The 3469-nt window shown below is 60.9% G+C and carries 2 protein-coding genes; one reads left to right on the forward strand and one right to left on the reverse strand.

Annotated features, from left to right (window positions below; all coding sequences use genetic code 11):
- On the reverse strand, positions 1–1538 hold a 1538-nt coding region (locus ACXJ7R_RS27805; protein ID WP_457154621.1), incomplete at its 3' end, for a SulP family inorganic anion transporter.
- A gap of 380 nt (positions 1539–1918) precedes the next feature.
- On the opposite strand from ACXJ7R_RS27805, the gene ccoN reads away from it, so the two are divergent.
- Positions 1919–3469: cytochrome-c oxidase, cbb3-type subunit I (ccoN, locus tag ACXJ7R_RS27810; protein WP_457154622.1), on the forward strand; the 1551-nt coding region annotated here is incomplete at its 3' end.

Here is a 3469-nt window from a genome sequence, read left to right on the forward strand (position 1 = left end):
GTATAATGCTGAATGGCCGCCCGTACATTGGAAAATAGGCGCTCGGGTCCCAGCCGATTGGCGAAGCCTGAGGCCCGGATGTATTCAAGTACGCTGGGGTTCAGCCCTACMAGCCAACACGTCACGCCTTGCGCAGTCATGCGGCGTTCACCCTCCATCAACATCTGGAGGGCTGAATACTCGATGTCGAAAACCCGGCTCATGTCGAGCGCGAGGACACGCGGCTTGTGCTCGGCGACCAGGGTCTGGATCCGATCCGCGACCCGTTGAGCATTGGCGAAGAAGAGCCGTCCCTCAGGCCGAAGGATCAACAGGCCCTCGAATGTCTCGTCGTCCGGGTGCTCGGACGACAACGGCCGGAGTACGTCGGCCCCCCGTTTGCGGCCGATAACGTAGACGTTTGGGTTCGCCGCCTGACTGGCCAAGCCCGCCAGCGACAGGACAATCGCCACGACGATGCCCTGGAGCGTGCCGAAAGCAAGCACGCCAAGGAAGGCCGCCAGCGCCCATCGAAACTCCATTCGCCGGACCTTGCGGATGGAGATGAACTCGGCCGGCTGAATTAGTCCAATCGAGTAGACGATCACGATTGCCGCCAGCACGGACTGCGGCAACAGGCTGAGCAGAGGGGCAAGCAGCAGCATGGTGGCCGCTGCGGCGGCGGCCGTGACGAGCGACGCCATCTGCGTGTGTCCGCCGACCGCGCGGACCACGGCGGTCTGGGAGGTACCACCCCCCGCCGGCATGGCGCCGAACAAAGCGCCTGCCAGGTTGGCGGCGCCAGTTGCAAGAAGCTCGCGGTCGGGCTTGATGGGTGGCTCGGCGGGGTCGGCAAAGGCTCGGCCGGCGGCGATCGTTTCGGTGAAGCTCATCAATGCGATGCCGAGAGCGCCGGGCAAGAGTTGCTGGACAAGGCTGAGACTGGGCAAGGTGACCGACGGGAGCGACTGTGGAATGAACCCCACGGTGGCAACACCCAAGGAATCCAAGCCAAGGAACCACGAAAGCACGATCCCGGCACTCACCACGACCAGGGGAGCTGGCGAATGGGGCCAAAGCCGCTCCATGGCCAACAGCGCGAGTATTGCCGCGATGGCGATGATCAGAGTGAGCACCGACATGTCGGGCAAATGGTGCGCCACACTCAAAATGTCGCGGAGGAAGCCTTCCTTCGCAATGTGCACGCCAAGCAGCTTCGGCACCTGATCGAGTACGATCACAAGGCCGATGCCGGCCTTGAAGCCGGTTAGAACGGGAGACGAGATGAAATTGGCGATGAACCCGAGGCGAAGCACGGAGGCCCCGATCAGCAGGGCTCCGGTCAGCGCGGTGAGCGTCGCAGTCGCGGTGATCAGCCTGCCCGGGTCACCGTCCGGAACTGCGAGCCCGAGCTGTGTCCCGGCGAGGATCGCAAGTGTGGTCGTAGAGCTTACACTCAGGACGCGCGATGTGCCCAGCAGCGCATAGACGATCATCGGCACGAACGCCGTGTAAAGCCCGATACTTACCGGCAGGCCCGCAACCGTCGCGTAGGCCATCGCCTTAGGCAGGACGACGGCTGCGGCCGTCAGACCTGCGACCACATCGAGGCGTTGGACTGCAACGACCGAGGGAGTTCTCACGCCGCTTTGCCAGCGCTCGTTAATCGAGYGACCTTGTTGATGTCAGTTATGGGTTCTCAACATAGCGCGTAACTCCTCGGCAAGGAAGGGCGCTCAATTACGCACCGTCCTGGGCTCTAATCAGTTGGCAGTGCGGTCCGCCTTCAAATGAAAGCGGATGAGGCAGCGGCAGCTTGACGGGCGGGCGATCCAGTGGTGCCGGGCAGCCGAAACTATTCTGGACAATGCGGTAACAAGGGGATCATATGAAATGCACGTAGGCGTATTTGTGTTCAACCAAGTGGGGGACACTTGATATGGTTGCACAGCTCACAACAGGCGAACGCCAGCTTGCGATCGTTGTTCTCTCGCTTGTCGCCCTCCTAGGGCTGGCCATGGCTGCCGCCGGGCGCGCAGACCCAATCGGCGTGCATGGCTTCATCGTTTTGGCAATTTGCTGTGGTCTCATTTTTGTGGTGCTCGGCGCGTATTACGCACCGGAGCCGTCTCCAGAACGGCTGGAGCATTACTATGACGACCCCAGCAAGGTCGGCATTGTGCTGACGATGGCCTGGGCGGTGGTCGGCATGTTCCTCGGCGTTTGGGTCGCAAGCCTGCTCGCGTGGCCGGACCTGACCTTCGATGCAGCGTGGGCGAGCTTCGGCCGCCTGCGCCCCGCCCATACCAGCGCCRTCATCTTCGGGTTTGGCGGCAACGCGCTGATCGCCACCTCCTTCCACGTTCTCCAGCGCACGTCCCGGGCGCGGCTGCCGGACCAGTTCAGCCCATGGTTCGTGCTCATCGGCTACAATCTGTTCTGCGTGGTCGCGGCGACCGGCTACTTCATGGGCGTGACACAATCGAAGGAATACGCCGAGCCTGAATGGTATGCTGATATCTGGCTGGTCGTCGTCTGGGTAACGTATTTTGCCATCTACATCCGCACGCTGGCGCGGCGGAAGGAACCGCACATCTATGTCGCCAATTGGTACTATATGGCCTTCATCCTGGTTGTTGCGATCCTCCACATCGTGAACAATCTTGCCGTCCCGGTATCGTTCGGACACGCCAAGAGCTATTCCGTCTTTTCAGGTGTCCAGGATGCGATGGTTCAATGGTGGTACGGCCACAACGCCGTCGCGTTCTTCCTTACGGCCGGCTTTCTCGGCATGATGTATTACTACCTGCCAAAGAGGGCCGGGCGGCCTATCTATTCCTACAGGCTTTCCATTATCAGTTTCTGGGGCATCACCTTCATGTACATGTGGGCGGGTTCCCACCACCTGCTTTACACGGCGTTGCCACAATGGGTTCAGACGCTAGGCATGACCTTCTCGCTGATCCTGCTGGTACCTTCCTGGGCTTCGGCCGGAAACGCACTCGCCACGCTCAACGGCGCCTGGCACAAGGTCCGCGACGATGCGACCCTGCGCTTCATGATGGCCGCGGCGGTCTTTTACGGACTGACCACGTTCGAGGGGTCGTTCTTGGCCATTCGCCCGGTCAACTCGCTATCCCACTACACTGACTGGACCGTCGGACATGTACACGCCGGCGCGCTTGGGTGGGTCGCGCTGATAACGTTCGGCTCGATCTACTGTATTGTTCCGTGGCTCTGGAAGCGCGAGCGTATGTATTCAGCGCGGCTGGTCGAAGTCCATTTCTGGTTGGCCATTATCGGAACGGTTATCTACGTCTTCGCGATGTGGAATTCGGGCATCATCCAAGGCCTGATGTGGCGGACCTACAACGAGAACGGAACGCTGACCTACTCCTTTGTGGAGTCCATGGTCGCCATGCATCCCTACTACATCGCGCGCGCCTTTGGCGGTCTTCTGTTCCTTATGGGCGCTATCGTCGGTTCCTAC

It is taken from the genome of Mesorhizobium sp. P5_C1 (genome assembly GCF_054049815.1).